The sequence below is a fragment of the Streptomyces sp. NBC_00691 genome, assembly GCF_036226665.1.
Taxonomy (GTDB): domain Bacteria; phylum Actinomycetota; class Actinomycetes; order Streptomycetales; family Streptomycetaceae; genus Streptomyces.
In genome coordinates this window covers 7,406,476-7,432,384 of the sequence record NZ_CP109007.1, presented here as the reverse complement: position 1 = coordinate 7,432,384, position 25,909 = coordinate 7,406,476, and the positions used below count along the sequence as shown (strand labels likewise).

General features: G+C 72.6%; 23 protein-coding genes. 10 read left to right on the top strand and 13 right to left on the bottom strand.

Annotated features, from left to right (window positions below):
• Positions 1-151 precede the first annotated feature (151 nt).
• Both OG392_RS33460 and OG392_RS33455 read left to right on the top strand, forming a co-directional pair.
• Positions 152-646, top strand: a complete 495-nt coding sequence (locus tag OG392_RS33460; RefSeq protein WP_443054985.1) for a MarR family winged helix-turn-helix transcriptional regulator — start codon at positions 152-154, stop codon at positions 644-646.
• Positions 647-972: 326 nt separating this feature from the next.
• The gene (locus OG392_RS33455; protein WP_329285734.1) at positions 973-3,105 is read left to right on the top strand and encodes an MMPL family transporter; all 2,133 of its coding nucleotides are present in this window, start codon (positions 973-975) and stop codon (positions 3,103-3,105) included.
• On the opposite strand, the gene OG392_RS33450 is transcribed toward OG392_RS33455, so the two are convergent.
• Positions 3,098-3,727: a fasciclin domain-containing protein gene (locus OG392_RS33450; RefSeq protein WP_329285732.1), complete on the bottom strand. Its 630-nt coding sequence runs from the start codon at positions 3,725-3,727 to the stop codon at positions 3,098-3,100. The two genes, OG392_RS33455 and OG392_RS33450, sit on opposite strands and share 8 nt — an antisense overlap.
• 221 nt (positions 3,728-3,948) lie before the next feature.
• Here OG392_RS33450 and OG392_RS33445 point away from each other — a divergent pair, with 221 nt between their 5' ends.
• Both OG392_RS33445 and OG392_RS33440 read left to right on the top strand, forming a co-directional pair.
• Positions 3,949-4,533, top strand: coding sequence for a sigma-70 family RNA polymerase sigma factor (locus tag OG392_RS33445; protein WP_329285730.1), 585 nt, complete (start codon positions 3,949-3,951; stop codon positions 4,531-4,533).
• Positions 4,530-5,285, top strand: a complete 756-nt coding sequence (locus tag OG392_RS33440) for an anti-sigma factor (protein ID WP_329285727.1) — start codon at positions 4,530-4,532, stop codon at positions 5,283-5,285. The genes OG392_RS33445 and OG392_RS33440 overlap by 4 nt, the downstream gene beginning before the upstream one ends.
• 87 nt (positions 5,286-5,372) lie before the next feature.
• On the opposite strand, the gene OG392_RS33435 is transcribed toward OG392_RS33440, so the two are convergent.
• The 5 genes from OG392_RS33435 to OG392_RS33415 all read right to left on the bottom strand — a co-directional run bounded on the left by OG392_RS33435 (position 5,373) and on the right by OG392_RS33415 (position 9,053).
• Positions 5,373-6,287 (bottom strand): amino acid ABC transporter permease, encoded by a 915-nt coding sequence (locus OG392_RS33435; RefSeq protein WP_329285725.1) that lies wholly within the window; start codon positions 6,285-6,287, stop codon positions 5,373-5,375.
• Positions 6,284-6,949, bottom strand: coding sequence for an amino acid ABC transporter permease (locus tag OG392_RS33430; protein ID WP_329285723.1), 666 nt, complete (start codon positions 6,947-6,949; stop codon positions 6,284-6,286). The genes OG392_RS33435 and OG392_RS33430 overlap by 4 nt, the downstream gene beginning before the upstream one ends.
• 10 nt (positions 6,950-6,959) lie before the next feature.
• Positions 6,960-7,829: a glutamate ABC transporter substrate-binding protein gene (locus OG392_RS33425; RefSeq protein ID WP_329285722.1), complete on the bottom strand. Its 870-nt coding sequence runs from the start codon at positions 7,827-7,829 to the stop codon at positions 6,960-6,962.
• A gap of 97 nt (positions 7,830-7,926) precedes the next feature.
• Entirely contained in the window at positions 7,927-8,697 is a 771-nt protein-coding gene (locus OG392_RS33420) for an amino acid ABC transporter ATP-binding protein (RefSeq protein ID WP_329285720.1), read from the bottom strand.
• 206 nt (positions 8,698-8,903) lie between these two features.
• A complete protein-coding gene (locus OG392_RS33415; protein WP_329285717.1) occupies positions 8,904-9,053 on the bottom strand; it encodes a hypothetical protein in 150 nt (49 codons plus the stop codon).
• 332 nt (positions 9,054-9,385) lie between these two features.
• On the opposite strand from OG392_RS33415, the gene OG392_RS33410 reads away from it, so the two are divergent.
• The 3 genes from OG392_RS33410 (at position 9,386) to OG392_RS33400 (ending at position 13,293) form a co-directional block, all read left to right on the top strand.
• A complete protein-coding gene (locus OG392_RS33410) occupies positions 9,386-9,844 on the top strand; it encodes a Crp/Fnr family transcriptional regulator (protein WP_329285715.1) in 459 nt (152 codons plus the stop codon).
• A 151-nt stretch (positions 9,845-9,995) separates the two neighbouring features.
• The gene (locus OG392_RS33405) at positions 9,996-11,336 is read left to right on the top strand and encodes a carboxyl transferase domain-containing protein (RefSeq protein ID WP_329285713.1); all 1,341 of its coding nucleotides are present in this window, start codon (positions 9,996-9,998) and stop codon (positions 11,334-11,336) included.
• A gap of 253 nt (positions 11,337-11,589) precedes the next feature.
• A complete protein-coding gene (locus OG392_RS33400) occupies positions 11,590-13,293 on the top strand; it encodes an FAD-dependent monooxygenase (protein ID WP_329285711.1) in 1,704 nt (567 codons plus the stop codon).
• Here the strand turns inward: OG392_RS33400 and OG392_RS33395 are convergent.
• The 7 genes from OG392_RS33395 to OG392_RS33365 all read right to left on the bottom strand — a co-directional run bounded on the left by OG392_RS33395 (position 13,270) and on the right by OG392_RS33365 (position 19,818).
• Complete coding sequence (locus tag OG392_RS33395) at positions 13,270-14,916, bottom strand: glycosyl hydrolase family 8 (RefSeq protein ID WP_329285709.1); 1,647 nt, start codon at positions 14,914-14,916, stop codon at positions 13,270-13,272. The two genes, OG392_RS33400 and OG392_RS33395, sit on opposite strands and share 24 nt — an antisense overlap.
• A gap of 148 nt (positions 14,917-15,064) precedes the next feature.
• Positions 15,065-15,424: a hypothetical protein gene (locus OG392_RS33390; RefSeq protein ID WP_329285707.1), complete on the bottom strand. Its 360-nt coding sequence runs from the start codon at positions 15,422-15,424 to the stop codon at positions 15,065-15,067.
• 95 nt (positions 15,425-15,519) lie between these two features.
• Positions 15,520-16,497 carry a helix-turn-helix domain-containing protein gene (locus tag OG392_RS33385; RefSeq protein ID WP_329285705.1) on the bottom strand — a complete coding sequence of 326 codons (978 nt, stop codon included), beginning with the start codon at positions 16,495-16,497 and terminating at the stop codon, positions 15,520-15,522.
• A 140-nt stretch (positions 16,498-16,637) separates the two neighbouring features.
• On the bottom strand, positions 16,638-17,813 hold the full coding sequence (locus OG392_RS33380; RefSeq protein ID WP_329285703.1) for an AI-2E family transporter: 1,176 nt from the start codon (positions 17,811-17,813) through the stop codon (positions 16,638-16,640).
• 120 nt (positions 17,814-17,933) lie between these two features.
• Positions 17,934-18,566 carry a 4'-phosphopantetheinyl transferase family protein gene (locus OG392_RS33375; protein WP_329285702.1) on the bottom strand — a complete coding sequence of 211 codons (633 nt, stop codon included), beginning with the start codon at positions 18,564-18,566 and terminating at the stop codon, positions 17,934-17,936.
• 10 nt (positions 18,567-18,576) lie between these two features.
• Positions 18,577-18,810 (bottom strand): acyl carrier protein, encoded by a 234-nt coding sequence (locus OG392_RS33370; RefSeq protein WP_329285700.1) that lies wholly within the window; start codon positions 18,808-18,810, stop codon positions 18,577-18,579.
• A 147-nt stretch (positions 18,811-18,957) separates the two neighbouring features.
• Positions 18,958-19,818, bottom strand: coding sequence for a hypothetical protein (locus OG392_RS33365; protein ID WP_329285698.1), 861 nt, complete (start codon positions 19,816-19,818; stop codon positions 18,958-18,960).
• A 421-nt stretch (positions 19,819-20,239) separates the two neighbouring features.
• Here OG392_RS33365 and OG392_RS33360 point away from each other — a divergent pair, with 421 nt between their 5' ends.
• From OG392_RS33360 to OG392_RS33345, 3 genes are read left to right on the top strand one after another with little or no spacing between them, the layout of a single operon-like run.
• Positions 20,240-21,358 carry a phytanoyl-CoA dioxygenase family protein gene (locus OG392_RS33360; RefSeq protein ID WP_329285697.1) on the top strand — a complete coding sequence of 373 codons (1,119 nt, stop codon included), beginning with the start codon at positions 20,240-20,242 and terminating at the stop codon, positions 21,356-21,358.
• Positions 21,265-24,477, top strand: coding sequence for a DUF6271 family protein (locus OG392_RS37615; RefSeq protein ID WP_443054983.1), 3,213 nt, complete (start codon positions 21,265-21,267; stop codon positions 24,475-24,477). Before OG392_RS33360 ends, OG392_RS37615 begins: the two co-directional genes overlap by 94 nt.
• The gene (locus tag OG392_RS33345; RefSeq protein ID WP_329285695.1) at positions 24,474-25,751 is read left to right on the top strand and encodes an MFS transporter; all 1,278 of its coding nucleotides are present in this window, start codon (positions 24,474-24,476) and stop codon (positions 25,749-25,751) included. The genes OG392_RS37615 and OG392_RS33345 overlap by 4 nt, the downstream gene beginning before the upstream one ends.
• The last annotated feature ends 158 nt before the right edge of the window (positions 25,752-25,909 follow it).

Below are 25,909 nucleotides of genomic sequence, written 5' to 3'. Positions count from 1 at the left end.
GACGCGTTCCGGTGGAGACGCGTCGTCGGTGGGGGCGTCGGCGGCGCGGGTGCCACGCTGCCCCACCGGCCGGGGGTTCGAGCTTCCACCTGTTCTCTTCCGGAGGTGCGGCCGCCGCGGATGCACCGGCCGGTATCTATAGGCTGATCGTGTGGCCAGTACAGAGGAACCCGAGACCGGTGGGACCGCGCCCGGGGGCGTGCCGGGTGATGCGCTGAGTTTCGCCCGCGCGCTGCGACGGACGAACGGTGAGATCAACCGACTGGTCCATGGTTTCGCGCTCGCGCAGGGACTGCATCCCACGGACGTGCAGGCGCTCTCGGTCGTCCTGGACAGCCCGGAGCCGCTGACGCCGGGCCGGCTGCGGGAGCACCTGGGGCTGACCTCGGGCGCGGTCACGGCCTGTCTCGACCGGCTCGAACGGGCCGGGCACATCCGCCGCTCCCGGGAGAGCGCCGATCGCAGGGTCGTGCACGTGCACTACGCCGAGGGGGCGAAGGCCGCCGCGCGCAGCTACTTCATGCCGCTGGCGCAGGCGGCGGAGCGGGCCCGGTTGCGGTTCGACGCGGAGGAGCTGGCCGCGGCCGTGCGCTTCCTGGACGCGCTGAACGAGGAACTCGGCGACCTGCACGTCCCCCGCCGCTGACCGAGGCCCCCGGCGCCCCGCCGAGCCCGTCGTCCGCCGGCGACCGGTCGAGTCCCGGCCCGTCACGGCCCCGACGGCCCATGCCCAGGGCCGCCGCCCACCCGTCGCCGGCCCGGTGGGCGGGCGGGCGGACCGGCGGCCGGACCAGCGGACGGCCGGCCCGTCGGCACCCCCGGCGCGCCCTTCTCCGCCCACTCGCCCGGCGAGCCCGGCACCCCCCTGCTCCCTCACGGGGCTTCCCCGTGTTTCAATCTCTCTCAATCATTGAGATTCTTTCTCCTTGAGACACTTCTTCCGTGTCGACAGACCCCTGCCCTGGAGTCCGTATGCCCCGCCCCACACGATGGGCCGCCCGACTGCTGCCCCTCGTCCTGCTCGTCCTCTGGCTCGCCGTCGGCGGCGGGCTCGGCCCGTACGCGGGCAAGCTCGGAGAGGTGGCCACCAACGACCAGGCCGCCTTTCTCCCCCAAAGCGCCGAGTCCACCCGGGTGATCGAGGCCCAGCGGGCCTTCCGCCAGGACGAGACGCTTCCCGCGCTCGTCGTCTGGACCTCACCCGGCGGCGCGCCGATCGACGCCGAGACCCGCTCCGCGGCCACGCGTGCGCTGGCCACGCTCACCGGGCGGCCCGGTGTCGTCGGCACCCCGACCCCGGCCCTCCCCTCCGAGGACGGTGAGGCGCTGCGCGGAGTCGTCCAGCTCCGCCCCGACCTCGGCGACGAGCTCGCGCCCACGCTGGCGGAGATCGACAAGGCGGCCTCCTCCGTGCCCGGGACGACCGTGTGGCTCGCCGGTCCCGCCGCCACCCAGGCCGATCTGTCGGACGCCTTCGCCGGCATCGACGGACTGCTGCTCATGGTCGCGCTGGTCACCGTGCTGCTCATCCTGCTGCTCGTGTACCGCAGCGTGCTGCTGCCCCTGATCATCATCGTCGGCGCGGTGCTCGCACTCGCACTCGCCTGCGCCGTCGTGTACGTGCTCGCCGACCACGACGTCGTCCGGGTCGACGGACAGGTGCAGGGCATCCTGTCGATCCTGGTCATCGGCGCCGCCACCGACTACGCGCTGCTCCTCGCCGCCCGCTACCGCGAGGAGCTCGCCCGACTCGACGGAGAGCGTGTCCCCGCCATGCGCGCGGCGCTGCGCCAGTCCGCCGGCCCCATCACGGCCAGTGCGGCCACCGTCGCGCTCGCCCTGCTCGCGCTGCTGTTCAGCGATCTGACCAACAACCGGGCCCTCGGCCCGGTGGGCGCCATCGGCATCGTCTGCGCCGTGCTCAGCACGCTGACCTTCCTGCCCGCCGTCCTGGTCCTGCTCGGCCGCGCCGCGTACTGGCCCTCCCGTCCCCGCCCGTCCGAGTCCGAGGGCGGCGGCCACGGGATCTGGCGCCGTGTGGCCTCGCTGGTGGACCGAGCTCCCCGCAAGGTGTGGGCGGCGACCCTCGCCGGGCTGCTCGCCTGCGCCGCGTTCGCGCCGGTCCTGGAGTCCAAGGGGGTCCCGCTCGACGAGATCTTCGTGAACGACGCCCCCTCCGTCGCCGCGCAGGAGCAGCTCGGACGGCACTTCCCCGGTGGCGCGGGCAACCCCGCGATCGTGATCGCCGACGCGGACACGGCCGCCCGGGTGACCGAGGCCGCGGAGCGGGTCGAGGGAGTGGACTCGGCCGCGGCCGTCACGACCTCCGGCCGGCCGGGGGCCGGAGCCCCGCTGGTCGTCGACGGACGGGTCCGGATCGACGTCACCCTGACCGACGCGGCCGACAGCGACGCGGCCAAGGCGGCGGTGGCGCGGCTCCGTACGTCCGTGCACGCGGTGCCGGGGGCGGACGCCCTCGTCGGCGGCTACACGGCGCAGCGGTACGACACCCAGCGGACCGCCGAGCGCGACCGGATGCTCATCGTGCCGGTGGTGCTCGCCGTCATCCTGGCCATCCTCGTGGGTCTTCTCCGCTCCCTCGTGATGCCGCTGCTGCTCGTGGCCACGGTGGCCCTGAACTTCTTCGCCACCCTCGGTGTCTCGGCCCTGGTCTTCCGGTACGTCTTCGGTTTCAGCGGCACCGACTCCTCGGTCCCGCTGTACGGATTCGTGTTCCTGGTCGCGCTCGGCGTCGACTACAACATCTTCCTGATGTCCAGGGTGCGGGAGGAGTCGCTGCGGCACGGGGTCCGCGAGGGCGTCCTGCGCGGACTGACCGCGACCGGCGGCGTCATCACGTCCGCCGGGGTGGTGCTCGCCGCCACGTTCGCGGCACTGGGCGTCATTCCGCTCGCCTTCTTGGTGCAGATCGCCTTCATCGTCGCGTTCGGCGTCCTCCTGGACACCCTCGTCGTCCGCTCGCTGCTCGTGCCCGCGCTCGTACGGGACCTCGGCCCCGTCGCGTGGTGGCCGGGCGAGCTCAGCCGGGACGCGACGGGGCGGGAGAACAGCGGTACCGCTCGGGAGGGTGCCGGGCCTACTTAGGCATCAGCACGGTGTCGACGATGTAGACCGTGGCGTTGGCGGTCGGGACGTTGCCGCAGACCACCTTCGCGGAGTCGTTGACCGTGAAGGACTCGCCGGAGCCCTTGGTGGTCAGCTTGCTCTTCTGGAGGGTCTCGAAGGAGCCGTTCTCCAGCTGCTTCGGGGTCAGCTTCTGGCCCACGACGTGGTACGTGAGGATGTCCGTCAGCATCGCCTTGTCGGCGAGGACCTTGTCCAGGTCGGCCTTCGGGATCTTGGCGAAGGCGGCGTTGGTCGGCGCGAACACCGTGATGTTCTCGGCGTTGTTCAGCGTGTCGACAAGCCCTGCCTGCTTGACGGCGGTGACCAGCGTCGACAGCTCGGGGTTGTTCGAGGCAGCCGTGGCCACCGGGTCCTTGGCCATACCGGCGAAGGAACCGGCGCCGTCCTTCGGCACCGACGCGCACCCGGGGCCGAAGGGGCCGTCGGCCGTCGTGGCGGTCGCGGTCGACTGCGAGGAGGCCGCCGCGGGAGCCGCCGCTCCGTCACCGCTCGCCTCGGCCGAACAGGCGGTGAGGCCCAGCGGCAGCAGCACGGCGGCGGTCACGGCGACGGCGGCGCGACGGTAGGTCTGGGTGTTCATGATCACTCCTGGGGCTTCGGGTCCGCCGGTCGGCGGCCCACACCAGTCATTCGGTGCGCGGCCGCGTCCGGATGGCTCCCTCCACCCGAATGGGTGATGAGGATCGGCAGTCGCGCCTCGGCCGGCGGCGCTGTGCGGAAAAAACCTCCGCGCGACCCGTCCGCCGGGCCGCCGGCTCCGAATCCCTCATGGAACCGAGTAACTCCTGGAGGAACACGCCGGTGACAGAGAACGTGTGGATCGGCAGTGTCCGGCCCGCGGCCGTGGACCTGCCCGAGCTGATGGGCCGGGTGGCGCTCGGCGACCAGCAGGCCTTCACGACCGTCTTCGAGGCCGTCTCGGGGCCGGTGCTGGGCCTCGTCCGCACCGTGCTGCGGGATCCCGCCCAGTCGGAGGAGGTCGCCCAGGAGGTGCTGGTCGAAGTGTGGCGGACCGCGGCCCGCTACGAGCCCGGACGGGGGTCGGTCCTGGCCTGGGTCCTGACCCTCGCGCACCGCAGGGCCGTCGACCGGGTCCGCTCCGAGCAGTCGGCGTCGAACCGGGAGAAGCGTGTGGCCCTGCTGGAGCACACGACCGCCTACGACGAGGTCGTGGAGCAGGTGGAGGGCCGGCTGGAGCGGGAGCAGGTCCGGCGCTGTCTGCGGGGACTCACCGAGCTGCAGCACCAGTCGGTGACCCTGGCGTACTACCGGGGCCTCACCTATCGCGAGGTCGCGGAACTGCTGGCCGTGCCGCTGGGCACCGTCAAGGCGCGGATGCGCGACGGGCTCATCCGGCTCAGGGACTGTCTGGGGGTGGGCGTGTGAACGCCGTCGATCCGCACACGCTGACCGGTGCGTACGCGCTCGGCGCACTGGACTCCGAGGAGCACGAGGCCGTACGGCGTCACCTCGCGGAGTGCTCGGCGTGCGGCCAGGAGGTCCGGGAGTTCTCCGAGACCGTGGTCCGGCTCGGTCTCGCCGTCGCGGAGCCGCCGAACGCCGCGCTCCGGGCGAACGTGCTGGGTCGGATCGCGACCGTCCGCCAGGAGCCGCCGCCGTCCACGAAGACGGCGCGGGCCCCGCTCGGGCGGCGCGGTCTCCGCCGGTGGTCGCACTGGGCGCTGGCGGCCTGCCTCGCCGGGGCCGTCGGGCTCGGCGGGGTCGCGGTCTGGCAGCACGGGCAGGCCGAGGACGCCCGGCAGGAGACGGCACGCGCCCGCGAGGCGAACGACGCCGTCGCCGAGGTCCTCGCGGCCCCGGACGCCCGCGTCTCCACGAGCCGGCTCGAAGGGGGCGCCGTGGGCACGGTCGTCGTCTCGGCCTCGCTCGACCGGGCGGTGTTCGCCGCCTCCGGCATGGCGCCGCCGCCGGCCGGCAAGGTCTACCAGCTCTGGTACGACGACGGGGGCACCATGCGGGACGCGGGGCTGATGGACCCGGGCGCCACCACCCAGGCGACCCTCCTCGCCGGCCCCGTGAACCGGGCGTCCGGGGTGGGCGTCACCGTCGAACCCGCCGGTGGTTCCCCGAGCCCGACCTCCGCGCCGGTGGCGGTGCTCGCCCTCCCGCAGTCCTGAGGGGTGGCGCCGCTCGCCGGCCCGGGACCCGATTCGGCCGGGGGCACGCGCGCGTGCCCCCGGCCGGTCTCCCATTCCTCCCGTAGGTCACTTGGGCCCGCCGGCCGGGCCCGTGTGTTCGCCCGGTGTGGCGAGTTCCTCCACCGCGTCCGCCCCGACGACCGCGCCCGTGGACCTCTTGCCGCGCCGCAGCCTCGCTTCGAGCCAGGAGGCGAAGGTGGTGAGCGCGAAGTTGAGGATGACGAAGAGCACGGCGACGACGGTGAAGCAGGCGATCGTGTTCGCTCCGTAGTTGGCGCTCATCGGGCGGACGGAGGCGAGGAGTTCGGAGAATCCCAGCATCGCGCCGCCGAGCGCGGTGTCCTTGACGATGACGACGAGCTGGCTGACGAGTGCGGGCAGCATGGCCGTGACGGACTGCGGCAGGAGCACGTACGCCATGGTCTGGCCCTTGCGCATGCCGATGGCCTTCGCCGCGTCGGTCTGGCCGGCGGGGAGGGCGAGGATGCCGGCCCGGACGACCTCGGCGAGGACGGACGCGTTGTAGAGGACGAGCCCGGTGACGACGGCGTACAGCGGGCGGGTCTCCGGGCTGATGTCGGTGAACTCGGAGAAGGCCGCGTTGGCGAAGAGCATGAGGATCAGGACGGGGATCGCGCGGAAGAACTCGACGACCGTGCCCGCCGCTCCGCGCACGGCCCGGTGGTCGGAGAGCCGGGAGACGCCGAGGAGCGCGCCGAGGGGCAGGGCGATCACCATGGAGAGTCCGGCGGCGATCACGGTGTTCTTGAGGGCGGGGAGGATGTACGTCTCCCAGACCCGGGCGTCGGTGAAGAAGGGGGCCCACTTGGCCCATTCGAGCTGGTTCTTGTCCGCGAGGCTCACCACCACCCACCACACGACGGCGGCGAGCGCGAGCAGGAACAGCAGCGTCCAGAGGAGGTTGCGGCGCCGGGCGCGGGGGCCGGGGACGTCGTAGAGGACGGTGGGCTTGGTCTTCACCGTTTCACCGCCACCTTCTTGGCCACCCAGCCGAGGAACAGGCCGGTGGGCAGGGTCAGGCAGATGAAGCCGACGGCGAAGATCGCGGAGATGAGGATGAGCTGGGCCTCGTTCTCGATCATCTCCCGCATGAGCAGGGCGGCTTCCGCGACGCCGATGGCGGCGGCGACGGTGGTGTTCTTGGTGAGGGCGATGAGGACGTTGGCGAGCGGGCCGACGACGGAGCGGAAGGCCTGCGGGAGCACGATGATGCGCAGGACCTGGGGGAAGCTGAGTCCGATGGCGCGGGCGGCCTCGACCTGGCCGAGGGGAACGGTGTTGATGCCGGAGCGCAGCGCCTCGCAGACGAAGGCGCTGGTGTACGCGATGAGGCCGAGGACGGCGAGCCGGAAGTTGATCGTGGTGAACCGGTCGGCGCCCATGCTGACGCCCAGGGTCTGGAACAGCCCGAGCGAGGTGAAGACGATGATGACGGTGAGGGGGATGTTGCGGACGACGTTGACGTAGACGGTGCCGAAGCCCCGCATGAGGGGGACGGGGCTGACGCGCATCGCCGCCAGCAGCGTCCCCCAGACGAGGGAGCCGATCGCCGAGTAGACGGTGAGCTGCACCGTCACCCAGAAGGCTCCGAGCAGGTCGTACCCCTGGAGGAAGTCGAACACGACGGCTCGCTCACTTCACGATGACGCCGATCTCGGGGGCGGGTTCGTTCTGGTAGTTCGCGGGGCCGAAGTTCTTCTTCACCGCCGCGTCCCAGGAACCGTCGGCGACCATCTTCTCCAGGGCTGTGTTGATCTTGGCCTTGAGTTCGCTGCCCTTCTGGACGCCGATGCCGTAGTTCTCGTTGCTCATCTTGAAGCCGCCGAGCTTGAACTTGTCCTTGAACTCGCTCTGCGAGGCGTATCCGGCGAGGATCGAGTCGTCGGTGGTGACGGCGTCGATGACACCGTTCTCGAGACCGGTCAGACACTCCGAGTAGCCGCCGAACTCCTGGAGCTGGGCGTCGGGAGCGATCTTGTCCTTGACGTTCTGCGCGGAGGTCGAGCCGGTGACCGAGCAGAGCTTCTTGTTGTTGAGGTCGGACGGCTGCTTGATCGAGTCGTCGTCGGCCCTGATCAGGACGTCCTGGTGGGCGAGGAGGTAGGGGCCGGCGAAGTCGACCTTCTCGGCCCGCTTGTCGTTGATCGAGTACGAGGCCGCGATGAAGTCCACGTCGCCGCGCTGGAGCAGCGTCTCCCGGTCGGCGCTCTTGGCCTCCTTCCACACGATGTCGGAGGGGTCGTGGCCGAGCTCCTTGGCGATGTACGTGGCCACGTCGACGTCGAAGCCGGTGTACGTGCCGTCGGGGGTCTTCAGGCCGATGCCGGGCTGGTCGTACTTGATGCCGACGGTGATCTCGTCGCCGCCGTGGTCGCGTGGCACGGCGCCGGTGGCACCGTTCGCGAATCCTGCGGAGGTGAAGGAGAGGACGACGGCCGCGGCGACGGCCACGGTGGCCCTGCCGGTCCTGACGGTCGTCCTGCCGGTCCTGGTCGCGTTCATGAGAATCACCCCTGGGGGCTGCTGGTCGGGCGGCGACCCTGCCGTGTCGTGCGGTGGTGCGGTGGTGCCGGTGCCCAGGTCTCCGTGGTCATGGGTGTCAGTGGTGGAGGATCTTGGACAGGAAGTCCTTGGCACGGTCGCTGCGCGGATTGCTGAAGAACTCGTCCGGAGTCGTCTCCTCGACGATCCTGCCGTCGGCCATGAAGACGACGCGGTTGGCGGCGGACCGGGCGAAGCCCATCTCGTGGGTGACGACCACCATCGTCATGCCGTCCCGGGCGAGTTGCTGCATGACCTCCAGGACCTCGTTGATCATCTCGGGGTCGAGCGCGGAGGTCGGCTCGTCGAAGAGCATCACCTTCGGATCCATGGCGAGGGCGCGGGCGATCGCCACGCGCTGTTGCTGGCCGCCGGAGAGCTGGGCCGGGTACTTGTCCGCCTGGGAGGCGACCCCGACCCGGTCGAGGAGTGCGCGGGCGCGCTGCTCGGCCGCCTTCCGGTCCTTCTTGCGGACCTTGATCTGGCCCAGGGTGACGTTGTCGAGCACCGTCTTGTGCGCGAAGAGGTTGAAGGACTGGAAGACCATCCCGACGTCGGCGCGCAGGGCCGCGAGTTCGCGGCCTTCGGCCGGCAGGGGGCGTCCGTCGACGACGATCTCGCCCTCGTCGATGGTCTCCAGGCGGTTGATCGCGCGGCAGAGCGTCGACTTCCCCGAGCCCGACGGCCCGATGACGACCACGACCTCGCCGCGGTGGACCGTGAGGTCGATGGACTGGAGGACGTGCAGGGAGCCGAAGTGCTTGTCGACCCCGCGCAGCACGACGAGCTCGTCGCCACCTTCCGGGACGCCACCTTCCGGGACGGGCATGTCACCCTCCTGGCTCACGCCCCCGCTTGCCGCTCCTTCTCACGTTCATGCTCCGCCCTCCACCCGGTACCCGCACTCCGGAGGGGGTGCACGGAGAGCGAGCGGGCATGCCGAGACGTGACCCCCGGCCCACGAGCCGGGGGTCACGTGCGGTCCACACCGTCAGCCGGCCGCCGGGCGGCCGGGCGGCGGCGGTCGTGCCGTGGTCAGGAGGCGGTCTCGCGCACGGCCAGTTCGATCAGGTCGCAGACCTCGACGGGCCGGGAGGCGAGCGAGGCGTGGCTCGCGTCGAGCTCGACGGTCTTGCGCGGGTTCATCCGCGCGACCATGCGGCGCTCGTTGTCGGGGTGGATCATGCGGTCCTCGGTGGAGGACGGGCCCGTCGACCTGCCGGACCATCTTCCGTGTCCGCTCGGCATCGTCGGCGAGCGAGGTGAGCGGGTTCTCCACGGCGTGGAGCCGGTCGTGGCCGCGGCGGTGGAGTTCGGTGATGACCTTGGACCAGTGGGCGGCGCCGCCCCAGAAGCCGCGGACGAGGACGATCGCGGGCTTGTCTGCCATGGATTCCGTACCGATCTGCGCGAGGCCTTCCGGCGGCGGGGCCGGGTGCCTGAACCCGCTTACGCGCGCGTGCGGGCGGGCTGGCGGACACTGGGGGTGGGAGCCGAGTGCGCGAGGAGGGTCCGCCATGAGCAGTGCCGCACCCAAGGTCAGCACGTTGCCGCCCGATCACCGGGAACGCCTGATGGCCTTCGCCGAGGACGTGTACTTCGAGTCCGGTCACCGGCTGTTCGAGGAGCAACAGCACGCCGACCGGTTCTGGATCGTGAAGACGGGCGCGGTGACGCTCGATGCCAAGGTGCCGGGGCGCGGGGCACCGGTGATCGAGACCCTGCACCACGGTGAGCTGGTGGGACTGTCCTGGCTGTTCCCGCCGTATCTGTGCCAGTCGGGGGCGGAGGCGATGACCCCCGTCCGGGCACAGGAGTTCAACGCCCCGGCCGTGCGCTCGATGTGCCGCTCGGACGCGGAGTTCGGGGCCTCGGTCATGTTCTGGGTGGGCGCGATCCTGGCCCACCGCCTCCAGGTGACCAGGGTCCGGCTCCTCGACCTGTACGCGCCGCACGGGAGCGGCATCCTGGCCTGAGGGACGGCGCGGCGAGCGACGCGGGGGCGGGCCGGAGCCGTCGGACCGCCGGGCGCTACCGTGACGGTGCACCGGCGGGTCCGGTTCCCCGCGGCCACCGCGGGGCGGCCGGGCCCTGCCCCACACTCCGTCGACGAGCTGCGAGGTCCGGATGAGCGACCCGACGACGGCACGCGAGGCGATCGCCCTCGTCGCCGGCGACGACTTCACCGAATTCCCCTTCACGGAGGGGCCCTTGACGGGCGACGGGCCGCTCGGATGGCCCGGCTACTCCGCCGCCCACGCGCGCGCCTCCGCCCGTACCGGCGAGACCGAGTCGGTGGTCTGCGGCACGGGTGAGGTCGGCGGGGTGCGGGCCGTCCTGATCTCCTTCGAGTTCGGTTTCCTCGGCGGCTCCCTCGGGGAACGGACCGGGGCACGCGCCGCCGCGGCCCACGCTCGGGCCCGCGCCCGCCGGCTGCCCGTGGTCGTGCTGCCGGCGACGGGCGGCAGCCGGATGCACGAGGGTATGCGGGCGTTGCTCCAACTCCAGCTCCTGGCCGGCGAGTCTGCCCTCACCCGCGCCGCCGGGCTGCCGCAGATCGCCGTCCTGCGGGACCCGACGACGGGCGGCGGCTGGGCCACGCTCGGCGCCGGTTCGGACGTGGTGCTCGCGCTGCCCGGCGCGCAGGTCGGCTTCGCCGGTTCCCGGGTCCGCCCGCCGGACGCGGACCCCGCCGCGTACACCGCTGAGGCACAGCTCGCGCACGGCCACATCGACGCGGTCGTGGCGGCCGACGCGCTCCGTGACACCCTCGGGCGCTGGCTCTCCCTGCTCACGCGTCCCGCCGAAGGGCAGGCGGCGGCGCCACGGGCGCTCTGCTCCCCCGACACGCCGCCCGCCGCGAGCGGCCGTGAGGCGGTGGCCCGGGCCCGGCACCCCGACCGTCCCCGGGCGGACGCGTACCTCGACGCGCACTTCACCGTCCGTGCGGAGATCTCGGGCGACCGTGCCGGCGGTGTCGACCCGGGGATGCGGTGCGGCTTCGGGCGGCTCCCCGACGGCCGTACGGTGGCGTACGCGGCGCAGTGCGGGACCGCGACCCGCCCGGCCGGCTTCCGGACGGCCGCCCGGCTCGTACGGCTCGCCGACCGGCTGGGGATCCCGGTCCTCACCCTCGTCGACACGCCGGGCGCGGCCAACGGGCCGGAGGCGGAGCGTGCCGGCGCGGGCCCGGCGATCGCCGACCTGTTCGCCGCCGTGGCCACCGCGCGCGTGCCCGTCACCTCGCTCCTCATCGGCGAGGGCGGCTCGGGCGGCGCCCTGGCCCTCGCGGCCCCCGGCCACCTCTGGGCCACCCCCGACAGCTACTTCTCGGTGATCGCCCCGGAGGCGGCCGCGTCGATCCTCAAGCGCCCGCCGGAGGAGTCCGCCACGACGGCGGACCGACTCCGGCTGCGCCCGCAGGACCTTCTGGAGCTGGGCGTCATCCGGGGCATCGTGGAGCCCTGAAGCCCGGCCGCCGTCCCCGCCTCGGACACGGCCCCGGGGGCTCGGCGGGAGTGCCGCACGATCCCGTCCGCCCGGGCCGGCCGGGTGGTCGGGCCCGCGGCCGGGCAGGGCGAGGCAGGGCAGGGCCTGCCGGTACATCGGCCCACGCGCGCGTACGCCGGTCGGTCGCCCGCACGGCTCGCCGAACGGGCGACCGCGAGTGACCATGGAGGACCGAACCCGGCGAGGATCCGGACGGCACTGGAGGGCATCCGTGGCGCACACCGGCACCACCACCGACGTACTCATCGTGGGCGCGGGTCCGGTCGGGCTGAGCGCCGCCGCCGAGCTCCGCAGGCACGGGGTGCGCTGCCGGCTCGTCGACCGGCTGCCGGCCAGACTCCCGTACGCCAAGGCCGTCGGGATCCAGCCGCGCACCTTGGAACTGTGGGACCGGATGGGCCTGATCCGTGCTGTCCTGGAGGCCGCCGTCCCGATGCGCGGCCAACTCACCTACGTCAACGGCGCGGAGGCGGGCCGGCTCGCCCTGGAGCTGCCGCCCGACGTGCCGTACGGCTTCGCCGCCCTGCCGCAGTACGAGACCGAGCGGCTCCTGGAGGAGTACGTCGCAGGCCTGGGGACGTCCATCGAGCGCGGGACCGAACTCGTCTCGTTCGTCCAGGACCCGGACGGGGTCACCGCCCTGCTGCGCAGCGCGTCGGGGTTCACCGAGGAGCTGCGGGTCCCGTATCTGATCGGCTGCGACGGGGCCCACAGCGTCGTCCGCAAGACCCTGGGCCTGTCGTACGAGGGCGGCGCGTTCCCGGAGGCGTACATGCTCGGCGACGTCGTGGCCGAGTCCGGCTGGGACCTGCCCGAGGGATACGCGCTCCGCTGCGAGCACCGCACCGCCGACGGGTCCCTCGACGACGTCCTCGTCTGCATTCCGCTGCCCGGCGCCGGGCGCTACCGGATGTCGATGAAGGTGCCGCCCGAGCTGGCCGAACCGGCCGATGCGGCGCGCGCCGGGCGGCCGCCCCGGTCCGCCTCCCCCTCGGACGGGCTCGCCCACGGCCTCCAGGACGGCCGCGGCCCCGAGCTGTCCCATCTCCAGGCCGTGGTCGACCGGTTGGCCCCGGGCCCGGCCCGGCTCTCCGATCTGCGCTGGTCGTCGGTGTTCCGCATCAGCCACCGCATCGTCGGCCGTTACGGCGAGGGGCGGGTCTTCGTCGCGGGCGACGCCGCGCACATCCACCCGCCCACCGGCGCCCAGGGCATGAACACCGGCATCCAGGACGCCGCCAACCTGGCGTGGAAGCTCGCCCTCGTGGTGAGGGGCGAGGCCGGGCCCGCGCTGCTCGGCAGCTACGACGCCGAGCGCCGACCGGTGGGCGAGGAGGTCGTCGGCCGTACCGTGCGGCACGCCACCCGGGGCATCGAGAGCGACGCGGACGATCTGAGGACCCTGCTGCTCCGCGAGGCCCAGCTGCTCGTCGGCTATCGGGGCGGCCCGCTCGCCGGCGCCGCGTACGGGCCGGTCGAGGCGCCGCAGCCCGGCGATCTGGCTCCGGACTGCGGCGGTCTGGACACACCGGTCGCCGTGTACCCGCTGCGACTGCTCGATGTCCTGCGCGACCGCCCCGGACACATCGCCGTGCTGTGCGGGGCGGATGCCACCGGGCTCGCGCGGGCGGTGGCGGCGGCGCGGGCCGCCGCGGGCGACCGGTTGCCGCTCGCCGTCGTCGCCCTGCTCCCCCGGGAGGCCGATCCGGACGTCGTCCCCGCCCTCGGCGCCCCGGCGTACCGGGACGCCGCCGGGGAGTTCGCGCGGATCTACCTCCCCGACGGCGCCACCGGCTTCGTCGTACGCCCCGACGGTCAGCTCGCCGCGCGGTTCCCGCTCGGGGCCACCACGGCGGCCCTGACGGACTGCCTCACGGCGCTGTCCGTGCCGCTACGGGACCCAGTGGTTGCCTGAGGCCGTGATCATGACCTGGAGCTGGATGCTCGCGGAGAAGTAGCTGCTGGTGTCGATCGGGGTGGCCAGCATCTTGTTCCACAGGGCGTCCAGCCAGGCCTGGCTGCCGGAGTCGGTCATCGCCGCCACCGCGAACGGGGCGAAGAAGGCGGCCTCGCTGCCCGACGAGATCTGGGTGCCGTTGAGCTTGTAGCCGATGGCGATCTTGTTCGGGTCGCCGCCGGTCTTCGTCTTGATCCAGCTGTTGACCTTCCGCGCGGCCGCGAGCGAGGTGGCGTCGCCGCTGGTCACCGCGTCGTCCGCGATGCGCCACGGGGTGCGGCAGGCGTTCCACCAGTAGGCGCCGTCGTTCGGGTCCTCCAGGACCTCGCCCGGGGCGGGCTTGGGCGTGGTGTTGGTGTCGACGACGAAGTCCGGGAGGAGTCCGGTGCCGGAGGCGTAGGTCGACTGGAGTCGGGAGATCTGGGTCTGGTGCGCGGTGCGCACGGCGTCCCAGGTCGTGTCGCCGGAGGCCGTGCGGAAGGCGCGGAAGTGGTCGACCATCCAGTCGGAGGTGCGGGATATGTAGTAGTACTGGTCGCCGGAGCTGCTCCAGTCGCCGAGCTTCAGGAGCTTGGTCGTCGGGTTGACCTCGTCCTTCTTGATCGCGGCGATGTGCTTGAGCGCGAGGTCCTTGTAGTTGTAGGTGCCGGCGCTGCCCCACTGCTTGTCGGCGAGGAGCAGGCCGTAGGCCACGTCCATGTCGCCGTCGGTGGCGCCGTCCCCGCCGTTGACGCTGCGGCAGTTGACGTCCTGTTCGGCGGCGAGCAGGTTCGGGTTGACGGCTGACGGGTGGTCGATCTTCCACTTGACGAGGCCGTCGAAGATCTTCTTCGCGTCGGGGTCGGCGCCGGCCATGGTCGCGGCGACGACCATGCCGTAGCCCTGCGCCTCGGCGACGTACGGGTGGTCGGCGTCGGGCGAGATGATCTGGTACCAGCCGTTGCCGCAGTTCTGCCGGACGAAGGCGGACTTCCACCTGTTGTAGTAGTCGACGACCTTCTGGTCGAGGGTGGCCTGGGAGCCGGAGGGCTTGAGCATGCCGGCGGCGTACGGCCTGAGGTGGCTGCCGAAGGGCACGGCCGTGCCGCCGCCGCCGCCCGTGCCGGTGGGCGCGCCGTACACCTCGAACTCCCAGAGGGAGTAGCCGTACGCGGTGCCGCGGCCGGTCCCGTACATGCGGACGTAGCGGCCGCTGCCGGAGACCGTCAGGTCGTCGGTCGCGCCGTCACCGGCGGTGGTGGAGTAGACGTCGGACCAGGTCGAGCCGTCGGCCGAGGTCTGGATCTTGTACGTCTTCCCGTACGCGTCCTCCCAGTTGAGCTTCACGCGGGAGATCGTGTGGTTGGCTCCGAGGTCGATGCGGATCCACTGCGGATCGACGCCTTCGAGGCTCGCCCAGCGGGTGGCCGCGCTGCCGTCCACCGCGAGACCGGCCCCGAAGGCCGAGGTCTCGACGGACGAGGCCGTCACCGCCTTTCCGGTGGACACCGGACTGTCGGCTGCCTGTGCCTGCGGCAGCACCGTCAGGGGCAACGCCAGCAGGCCCGCGAGCCCGAGAAGCGAGACGCTTCGTCGACGCATGACAACTCCCTTTCCCTCCATGGCCAATGGTTAGGAAATATTCCTAACCATTGGCCCGGAGAGTAGAGAGCCCGGAAGTCCCGCGCAAGACCCCGCACCACAACCGGCGTGCGACGCCCCTGGCACGGGACGCCCGAATCGCCCCGGGTCAGGAGGAGACGGTCGTCCAGTCGCCGCTCTGCGAGGTCGGCACCCACGCGTTCGTCTCCCCGAAGTACGTGGCGAACGAGCAGGAACCGCTCTTGTAGAAGGTCACGTTGACCTCCCCCTTCCACCACCATCCCCCGACCCAGGTGTCCTTGCCCGGGGTGTTGAAGCAGCCCGACACCGCGGCGCCGTTCTGGTTGTACCCCTGGACGCGGATGGAGTAGACGAGGCCGCTGCTGTCGTGGAAGTGGATCTGCTGTCCGTTCGACGCGGCGAACGACTGCCCCGCGGAGCCCATCACTCCGGCGAAGGCCAGGGCGGCGGCCCCCGCGACGGTGGCAACCCTGGTACGTGCGTTCATGTCCGTGTCTCCGTTCACGTTCTGGTGGTGTCTCCAGCGGTGAACTTAGGCTCGTGCGGCAGGCGATGGTGTTCCTGACGTGCGGGATTCCTGTGCTATCCGTGCCGCGGGGCCGTCCGGGCCGCCGAGGCCCGGTGCTCGGTCGGCGTGATCCCGTAGGCCTCGCGGAACGCCCGGCTGAACCCGGTGGCGCTGGAGAAGCCCCAGCGCGCCGCGATGGCCTGGACCGACTGATCCCTCATGGCCCCGCACACGAGGTCGGCGTGGGCGCGTTCCAGCCGGCCCTGCCGGATGAGCGCCGAGACGGTCAGGGGCTCGTCGCCGAAGAGGGTGTAGAGCCTTCGCAGGGACATGTGGTGCCGCTCCGCGATGGTCCGGGGCGTGAGGCCGGGGTCGCCGAGGTTGTTCCCGATGAAGCGCCGGATCCGCCGCACGGCCTCCCGCTCGCGGGCCTCGGCGGGCGCCTGGCCGGCGTCACCGAGCTGCCGCGCGAGAAACACGGCGGCCAGGTCGAGGGCGACCTCTCCCATCCCGCGCAGCTCCTCGGGGCGGCAGAGCGGTCCGCGCCTGAGCAGCGTCCGCAGGAAGTCGGCGACGACGGCCCCGGACCCCACGTCCGCGGCCAGATCCCGTGCAAGGAGCCGGTCCACCCGGTCCGGACGCAGCGGCAGGGCCTGCCGGGGGATCTGCAGGACCACCGACTCGACCTGCCCGCCCAGGCACTCCCCTTCGCTCGGCCGTGAGGTGTCCGTGAGGACGAGTCCCCCCGCGACCTCCGCGTCACTGCCCCGCTGGGAGATCCTGACCGCCCCCTGGGTCACGAGGGCGAGTTGCAGGTGCTCGGGATCGCCGCGCCGGACGTGGACCGGGGTCCGTCGCGAGACCACCGGTGAGCAGGACAGCGCGGAGAGCCGTACCGCTCCGAGGTCCAGGTCCGTGACGCCGGCCCGGAAGTCGCCCGTGTGCCGGGGGCTGAGCATGACGGGCATGACCTCGGTGGACACCGTCTCGCAGAACCAGGCGAACCTGTCCTCACGTGTCCCGACAGCCTCCGACGCAACCAGCGATCCCATGCGGCCCCCACACCTCGACGCGGCAGCGGTCCGACCCCGTGCCGGGTGGCGCGCGACTGCGCACCACCCCCGCCGCCTCATGATCGATTATCCGCCACGCACGTGCGGACACCGATCCGGAACCGGGCCCCGACCGCCCGTCACGTCGCGCCGCCCTCCGTCGTCGACCCGCCGCCCTCCGGTGTCGACCCGCCCTCCGTCGTCGCCCCGGTCTCAGGCGTCGCCCCGGTCTCAGGCGTCGCCCCGGTCTCAGGCGTCGCCGCGCGGGCGTCCCGTAGCGCCGTGTACACCGACCAGACGACCGAGACCAGCGGAACGGCCACCACGGCGCCCACGATGCCCGCCGCGATCGAGCCCGCGATGACCGCGATCGCGACCACCAGCGGATGGAGCCGTACGGCCCAGCTCATGACGAGCGGATGCAGCAGGTGACCCTCGATCTGGCCGATCACCACGATGAGGCCGACCACGATCGCGGCCACCAGGGGGCCCTGCGAGGCCAGTGCCACGACAGCGGCGACCGCCAGGGCGATGGGCGAGCCGATCAGCGGCACGAACGCGGCGACGAACTCCAGGAGCGCCAGCGGCACCGCCAGAGGGACGCCGAGGAGCCACAGGGCGATCCCGACGAGCACCGCGTTCACCGCCGCCACCAGCACGATCCCATGGGTGTAGCCGGTGAAGGTCCGCCAGGCGGCGCGCCCGCCGACCGACACCCGCTCACGGACCGACCCGGGCAACTGCTGCTGGAACCAGGCCCACTGACGGTCACCGGAGTGGATGAAGAACACCGAGGAGAACACGGCGAGGGCCAGCGTCGTCAGCACGGCCACCACCTGATGGGCGCCGCTCACCGCCGTACTGACCAGGGTCGAGCGATGACTGGAGAGGAAGTCCCCGATCTTGGCCTGGAGGTCGCTCAAGGCCCCCGGATTCAGCCGGAACGGCGGCCGCTCCAGCCAGTCCTCGATCCTGTCGACCCCCACGCGGAACTCGCGTACGAGGGTCGTCCGCTCCCCCGCCACCGCCTCGCCGACCAGCGCGAGCACCCCCAGGACGAGCACGATGCCGCCGAGCAGGGTGATCGCCACGGCGAGGGGCCGGGGCAGACGCCGGGCGACCAGATCGGCGAGGGGGCGGAGCAGGGCGGTGATCACGAGCCCGAGGAAGAGGGCCACGCCGATCTCGTGGAACCGTCCGAGCACCGCGAACAGGCTGTAGACGAGCACGCCGACGACGAGAAGCCGCCACGCGTACGCGGCGGCCGTCCGCAGGAAGGGGCTGATCGTGACCGTCGGTGAGGTGCCTGGCTGCATCCCCCCGACCTACCACTCGCGACGACCTCCTGTCGTCAGGATCACAGGGCGGGCGCCGGGAACTCCGCCGATCGGCGGTGCGGTCGGCGTCCCGACGGCGACGGACCCCCGGAACGGCCCTCACACGGAGGCGATCGTGATCCCCGTCGTGGAGGCCACCGCGGCGACGGCCGCCCGGGGGCGGTCCGTCCACTCCCGCAGCCGGAGCTCGTCCGGGCCGGTCTCACCGGTCCGCCCGGCCTTCAGCCGGGCTTCCGCACGGACCCAGAGACGGAGCAGCGCCGAGCCGGGGTCGGCCTGGGCCGCGGCCTCCGCGAGGTCGGCCTCGGGGAGGAGGCGGCGGAGTACGCGCGCGGGGCCGGGGCGGCGGGTCGAGGGCTCCACGTCGATGCCGATCGCGCCCCGGCCCACGGCGGCCGCGACCAGACCGTCGGCGTGACTGAGGCTGACGCCCACCCCGGGGTGGTCGCGGAGGTACGGGCGCCCGTGGTCCTGCCCGCCGCAGCCGGGGCACAGCTGGGCGAGGGCCGGAGTGTCCGGCGGCAGTCCGGTGACACGGGCGACGCACAGCCGCGCGAGGAGGCGCGCCGCCAGTACGTCGTCCCGGCGGCCCGGCAGCCGTATCCGCGTGAGGCGACGCCGTTCCCAGGGGGCCAGCAGGCCCTCGTCCAGATCGGGGTGGGACAGCACCTCCGGGGTCGTCGCCACGACGGCCAGCGCCGTGACCCGCTCCGGTTCCGGGCCGTGCGTCATCGGGGGTCGCTCAGCCGGTGGCGGCGCTCAGGAAGCGCTCCTGGACACGGCCGAGGGTGCGGAAGTCGTCGATGGTGACCTCCTGGAGGTCGATGGTGCTCCCGGAGAGCTCCTCCAGGAGGTCGATGAACTCCAGGAAGTCCATCGAGTCGATGAGACGCGCCTCGATGAGGTCCTCGTCGTGGGCGATCGGGCCGTCGAGGCCGGGGTTCTTCTGGTGAAGCCACTCGGCGATGCGTTCCATGGGGAGGGGTCGCTCCTTGCTCACTGCTGTCGTGCGGAAAGGGGTACGGACGCGGTGTCCGGGAAGTGGGGCACGGCGGCCGTCAGGGCGGACGGCGGGCCCGCCGCGGGCCGGGGCCCCGCGGACCCGCGCGCCTCCGGCCCCGGTTCAGGCGGCGCGCGCGGCGCGGAGCCGGTCCAGGGCCTGCTCGGGGGTGCCGTGGGCGAGGATCATCGCGTGGATCCAGCGCTCGATCCCGAAGGCGACGCAGGCGCTGTACGCCGGCCCCTCCGAGCCCGCGCGGATGTCCAGCCGTTCGCCGAAGAAGTTGCGGTGCCGGTTCACGGAGGCGATGGCCGTGCCGTCGGGGGCGCAGAACTCGTGCTTGACCGGGTCGAGCGCCATCAGCCTGGCCCGGGAGCCGCCCTTGTCGTAGAAGGGGTCGTCGGCCACGGCCCTGGTGAGTTCCAGTCCGAGGAGGGCGGCCGCCTCGAGGATGAACTCCGCGCCGCGGTCGAGGTGTTCGACCGCACCCTGCTTGGTCCCGAGGTACAGGACCTCACGCATGTGGAAGCCCCACAGGCGGCGCAGGCCGTCGTAGTGGGTCTCGTTGCGGAAGCAGCGGCCCGCGGCGGAGAGACGGAGGCCTTCCTCGCCGACGTCCCGGCCCTCCAGGGAGAGCAGCAGTCCGTAGCAGGTCGCGGACGGCAGAAGGTAGCCGGTCGGCCGCAGGGGCAGCTCACCCGGCGTCTCGCCGGCCGCGAGTCCGTCGAGCGCGTCCGGGGCGAAGCGCCCGGCGGAGACGCCGAGATGGGGGAAGTTGCGGAAGAAGTCGAGGCGGGCCAGGCCTTCCACGGACAGCAGCGGCGGACCCACGACCTCCGGCGCCGAGAGCCGTGCGGCGAGTCCGGTGAGCAGCTCGTCGAGTCCGCGCAGGAGCGCGGTCCGGACGGGGTCCAGCGTGATCAGGCCCGCACCAGGGCTCTTCAGGCCGCCGTCCGGCAGGGCCGTGGCGCTGGGTGTGCTCATGGAAACCGCTCCCTCTGGGCGTGGGCGAACCGAGATACGGGTGGGCGCGCCCCTGGATGTGGTCGCCGTCGACCGCGACGCGCAGCAGCGTGAAGCCGGCCGACATCCCTGCGGGACCGGACTGCGCAGGGGGACACTAGGTCAGCATCGCCGAGGTTGTCTAGACCAAAGCCGGTAGGCTGTCACATGCAACTCTGCATATTGAGACGTCACTTGACAACAGGTATGGTCTAAACCAATCGTTCTGAACGGCGTGGCCCCGACCCCCCACGCCCGGCGCCGCCGTGCGCCCGTTCCGTCCGCCCCACGTCCGCCCTTCCGTCCGTCCATGCCACTCGCCCCCGGCTCCGCGCCGAGGGCTTCTCCGTGCTGTCCACCGGCCGGGGAACGCGTGCCCCGACTCCCGCCCTGGAGGGACCAGATGACGACGCCCGCATCCCATCGCCCCCGCCGCCGCCCCCACCTCCACCGGGCGGCCTCGGACCTGCCGTACTTCAGCGCGGACGGCGAGTCCTATCTCGCCCAGACCACGCTGCGGGAGCTCAAGAAGTCACGGCCGCTGCGGGTGCTGTCGGAGGAGGACTTCGCGCACTGGCAGACGTACGGCTACGTCATCGTCCGCGAGGCGGTCCCGGCGGAGGCCGCGAAGCGCCTCCTCGACTTCACCTGGGACTTCCAGGGCCTCGACCCGGACAGACCGGAGAGCTGGTACGAGGACCGGCCGTTCCGCTCCGAACTGGACCAGCAGCTGCACGTCTACGGCTTCGTGGAGGCCTACCACCACCAGCTCCTCTGGGACAACCGTCAGGCCCAGCGCGTCTACGACGCCTTCGTGGACGTCTGGGACTGCGAGGAGCTGTGGGTCACCCAGGACCGGCTCAACCTCAACCCGCCCAACATCGGGAACCGCGACCGCGCCCTCATCGAGCCCACGGACCGCGGCTTCGACATCGAGCTGCACTGGGACATCGACACCACCCTGGGGGTCCCCCCGCAGCGGGTGCAGGGAATCATCGCGCTCAACGACACCCGGCCCGAGTCGGGCGGCTTCCAGTGCGACCCTGAGCTGTTCCGGCGGTTCGAGGAGTGGAAGGTCGCCCAGCCGGCCGACCGCGACCCGCTGCGCCCCGCCGTGGACCGCGCGGAGTACCCCGTCGTCCGGCCCGACCTGCGCCCCGGCGACCTGCTGATCTGGAACGGCCTGCTCGCCCACGGCGTGGCGCGCAACGTCTCCGAGGACCAGGTACGGGCGGTCCAGTACCTGTCGATGATGCCGGCGCTCGAAGAGCACGAGCGGCTGAGGCGGTCCCGCGTCGACTCCTGGCGGCACCTGCGGACCCCGCGCTGGAACCGGACCCTCGTCGGCGACCCCGTGCTCCACGAGTCCGCGCGGTACCCGACGGCCACCCTGAACGACCTCGGCAGCCGACTGCTGGGACTCACCTCGTGGAAGGACGCGGGAGACACCTCGTCCGCGGACAAGGGCGACGCCTCCGCCCCCGGGCAGGGCGGGGAGCCGGCGTGCGCCGTGTCTGTCTGACCCTGCCCACCGACCGGGCCTGCGCCGCGACCCTCCGGGCGGTGGCCGAGGAGGCCGCGTACGGCGCCCGCGCGTTCGGCGTCGAGGTACGGCTCCTCGTCCTGGACTCCTCGGACGCGGCGACCGTCGCCGAGCACCGCGAGGTGATCGCCTCCCTGCCCGCGGTCCCCGGAGTGGTCGTGCACCACGTCGACGAGGACGAGCAGCGGGCCTTCCTGCGGGAGGTGATCGCGCGGTCCGGCGTCGCCGCGCCGGAACACGTGCTGGACCTGATGCTGCCGGACGGCGTCTCCTACGGCGCCTGCACCAACCGCGCCTTCCTCCTCGCCGAGGCCCTGGGCTGCGTGTCGGTCCACCGCCGCGACTCCGACAGCCGCTACCAGCACCTGGACGGCGAACCGGTCTTCCCGTTCCACCACGAGCTCACGGCACTGGGACTGCGGGCCGCCGACGTCGCCGGCCTGGTCTCCCGGAACAGGCTCGACCCCACCTGCGCGGACCGGCCGGTGGCCCTGGTCGGCGGTTCCTTCGTCGGCGAGATGTCCGTGGACGTCGAGGAGATCCGCCGCCTCGACCCGGGCGTCTACGAGGATGTCATCGGCCTCTCGATCCCCGCCGGCTACCCGGAGATCTGGCGCAGGAACCTGATAGCGGAGTCCTTCCGGGGCGCCGGGACCGCCGCGTACACCGGCGACCGGACGACACTCATGAGTGTCAGCCCGACCCGCGTGGACATGTGCAACATCGCCCTCGACCGCGAGGTGTACGGCCGGGTGCCGCTGCCGCCCGCCACCGACACCATCGGAAGCGACTACTTCCTCCTCCACCTGGTCGAGAACGCCCGCCTGCCCGGCGTCCTCCACAACCGGCACATCGTCAACTTCCATACGGGCGAGCGACGTTCGGACTCCGGATTCCTCGCCTACCAACTGCGGTTCGCCAAGTACCTGCTGTCCACCCCGCACTTCGCCTCGGTCCACACCGCGATGAAGGAGGCCGGTGACGCGCTGCTCGACGCCGAGGGCCACGTCCGGGCCTCCGTCGTCGCCGGGTTCGTCAGGGACGGCGCCCGGGTGGACCGGTCGGAGAACGCCGAGCGGCTCGACGTCCTCGACCGTTCCTACCGCGCCCTCGGCGGCCGCTACGCCACCGCCGCCGACACGCTCGCCCCCCTCCGCGAGCGACTCCTCGACGCGGCGCGGCAGGACATGGAGGAGTTCGCCCTGCTGACCGACGCCTGGGAGGCCCTGACCCGGGCCAGCCGGGCGGTCCGCCCGAGGAGCGCCCGCACCCTCACGGTCACGTACAGCGGCGGCGAGGAGCGCCGGGGCCCCGTCACCATGGGGCAGGCCAACATGATCCGCTGCATGCTGCGGGACGAGCCGGAGCACATCAACATCCACGACGTGTGGCCCGTGCCCGAGGGGACCCGGACGGAGTCCGTGATCGAGGCACTCCGGGCGCTCGCGGTACGCCACGAGGCCCTGCGGACGACGTTCCCGCACGCCGCCGGGAGCGCCCCGCGGGAGCAAGTGGTGGCGGCCGAGGGGGCGTTCACGGTCACCGTCCTCGATCACGAGGAGCTGCCCGAGGACCCCGCCGGTTACGCCGAGTCCTCGGCCCGCGGGGCCCGCGCCGCACGCTTCCACCTGGACCGGGACTTCCCCCTCCGCATCTCCCTCGTCGCCCGGTCCGGCGCCCCCGTCTACGTGACCATGGCGGCGAGCCATGCCGTGACCGACATCAGCGCCCTCGCGGTCCTCAAGGAGGAGTGGCTGAGCCTGCTCGCGGGCGAGACGCTCCCTCCACCGGCGTCCCTCACCCCGCTCGACCTCGCCGCCGAGGAGGCGACACCGGCGGGACTGCGGAAGTCCGAAGCCTCGCTGCGGTACTGGGAGCGGATCATCCGCACCGGCCCCCAGGCCATGTTCGCCGAGCCGGGCGCCGAGGGGACCGAGGTGCGGACTCCGCGGCTCACCCTCCGGTCACGTCGGGCCGCGCAGGCACTCGCGCGCGTGGCCGAGCGCACCGGGGGCATGCCGTCCACGGTGCTGCTGACCGCGTGGTGCGCGCTCGTCGCCCACCGCGCCGACCAGCCCGCGTGCGTGGCCGCCGTCCCGACGTCCAACCGCTACCACCCCCGGCTCGCCCGCTCCGTGAACACCCTGTCCCAGGACGCGCTGCTCTCCCTCGACGTCCGGGTACCGACCTTCGACGCCCTGCTCAAGAAGGCCTGGGGGGCCGCGCTCAACGCGTACCGGCACAGCCAGTTCGACGCGGTGGCGCTCTGGGAGATGATCGGACGGACGACGCGCGAACGGGGCAGCCACTTCGCACGCGATGTCGTCTTCAACGACGTCAGCACCCTTCCGACGACGGTCGCGACGGTCACGTCGGCGACGACGGAGTCCGAGGCGACCGACGCCGCAGATGCCGCCGACGCGAACGACGCGGCGGCCACGGCGCGGTTCGAGGCCACCGACTGTGCCCTCGACTTGAGCTGGGGCCCGGACCAAGTGCTGCCGACCCGCGTCCTGACCTTCGTCTACGCGACGGAACCGCTGCTCCACCTGAGCACCTGGGTGGACCCCGCGCTGTTCAAGCGGGACGAGGCGGAGGACTTCCTGACCGGTCTCGTACGGCTCCTGGAGGCGGCCGCCACGGACGACGTGCCGCTCGCCTCGCTGACCGAGGTGACGGGCGTCCGGCCGGTCGAACGCGGGCCGCGGTGGTGCCGGACCGACGGGTCCTGGACCTCGCCGCCGCTGGTGGCACAGGCACTGAGCGAGGCCCTGGAGGGACTCCCCGTACAGGTGACCGCGGACGCCGTGGCCCCCGGCGACAGCACGCCGCACGCCATGGCGCCGGAAGGCGGCACGCCCGGCGCCACACCACCGGACGGATCCCTGACGGCGTTCATCGCCGCCGGCGACACCCCCCTCACACCGGCGCAGGCCCACACCGCGCTGATGGACGCGCTCCCCGGCCGCCCCGGCGTACTGGCTCCGCGCCGGTACGTGATCGTCCACCACCCGCCGGCGGAGGCGGACCGGACCAGCGCCTGGCTCCGGCAGCAGATTCTCAGGGAAGGGACCGGCCGGGACCGGGATGTGACATGACGATGGATGAGGCAACCGCCGAGCGGGACCAGAGCCCCCCTCCCAGCCCGTGGCGATCGAGCCGCTTCCGGCTGTTCTTCACCGCGCGCAGCACCTCGCTGCTCGCCGACGGCATGCTGATGGTGTCGCTCACGACCGCCGTGCTCGGCGCGGGGTACGGGGCGGGCGGTGTCGGATACGCGCTGGCCGCGTGGATGGCGCCGATCGTGCTGCTCGTGCTGTTCGGCGGCGTGCTCGCCGACCGGTTCACGCCCCAGGTGATGATGGTCGGCGCGGACGTGGTCCGCATGGTGGCCATGCTCGCGCTCGCGGTGCTGCTGATCGGCTCGGACGTACGGCTGTGGCACATCATGGCGCTCCTCGCGCTCAGCGGTGCCGCGACCGCGATGTTCCAGCCGGGTCTGGCGAGCCTGGTCCCCCAGGTCGCCGAGGACATCCAGCGGGCCAACGCGCTGCTGCGGATCTCCGAGGCCATCTGCACCCTGCTCGGGCCGGGTGTGGCGGGCCTTCTCGTGGCCTACTGGAACGTGGCGGGTTCCTTCGTGGTGATCGCGGCGGCGTACGCGCTGAGCGCGCTGGGCCTGGCGCCGCTGCGCAGACTCGGCACGGCCAAGGACGAGAGCGACGACCCGATGTGGCACCGGCTGGCCACGGGCTGGCACGAGTTCAGGTCGCGCTCGTGGCTGTGGGGGGTCATCGCCGTGTGGGCGGTGTACGGCCTCTTCGTCTTCGGCCCCGCGCTGCCGCTCGGCGCGGCGCTGCTCACCGAACAGCACGGCGCCAGCGGCTACGGCTGGATCGCCTCGGCGGACGGCGCCGGCACGATCATCGGCGGCCTCCTCGGCATGCGGGTCCGGCCGAGCCGCCCGCTGGTCGCGGGCGCCTGCGCGATGTTCTTCTTCGCCCTCAACCCCCTCGCTCCGGCCCTGGGCTGGTCCTTCACGGTGACGGCGCTCACCGGCGTCGTGGCGGGCTGCGGGTTCGCCTTCTGGGGCGTCATGTGGGCGACGAGCGTGCAGTCCCACATCCCGCTGGCCGTCCTGAGCCGCGTCTCGGCCTACGACGTGGCCGGCTCCATCATGGTCATCCCCCTGGGCCGGGCCCTGGCCGGGCCGGCGGCGGACGCGTACGGCGCGGACCGGGTCCTGCTGTTCTCCTCGGTCATGGGCATCGCCCTCATCGGGGTCATGCTCGCGGTACCGGCGATCCGCGCGCTGGGACGCGCACCGAAGGAGTCGACGGCACCGACGCCGGCACCGGTCGCGGGGACCTAGAAGGGGCGCCGGGCAGAGGGCGGTCAGGCGGCTCGCCGGGCGAGCGAAGCCGCGAGCCGGTCGCGGCCGGAGCCGGGGAGGCGGCCGGAGCCGGGCGACGGGCCCGTTTCCCGGTCCCGGGAGTGAGGTGTCGGGCCCGCCCTCGCATGCGGGGGGCC